Below are 356 nucleotides of genomic sequence, written 5' to 3'. Positions count from 1 at the left end.
GTAGAGATGGTGATTGATGGTATTTCACAAGTACAGATGAATGCCAAGGTGAATTTTGCCTCTGCCCTGCGTAGTTTTCTGCGTCATGATCCGGATGTGATTATGGTGGGTGAAATTCGTGATACCGAAACCGGTGAAGTCGCTCTTAAAGCCGCAACGACAGGCCATCTGGTGTTATCCACCTTGCACACCAACTCCGCGATATCGAGTGTGACTCGACTAAAAGATATTGGGCTGGAACCCTTTCTGATTGGTTCAAGCTTACTCGGCGTTATCGCTCAACGTCTGGCGCGTCGCTTGTGTCAGCATTGTAAAAAACCGGCCCTGGCTGATGCGGATCAATTAAAAGCGCTCAG

General features: G+C 48.9%; 1 protein-coding gene. It reads left to right on the top strand.

Translation table 11 applies throughout. The features are described 5' to 3' along the window. The coding region (locus tag B4K20_RS00220; protein WP_289281430.1) for a GspE/PulE family protein at nucleotides 1-356 on the top strand (356 nt) is incomplete at both ends.

The sequence above is a fragment of the Methylophaga sp. UBA5088 genome, assembly GCF_002414625.1.
Lineage (GTDB): Bacteria > Pseudomonadota > Gammaproteobacteria > Nitrosococcales > Methylophagaceae > Methylophaga > Methylophaga marina.
Note: the sequence above shows the minus strand (reverse complement) of the source record. Positions and strands in the feature narration are given on the sequence as shown.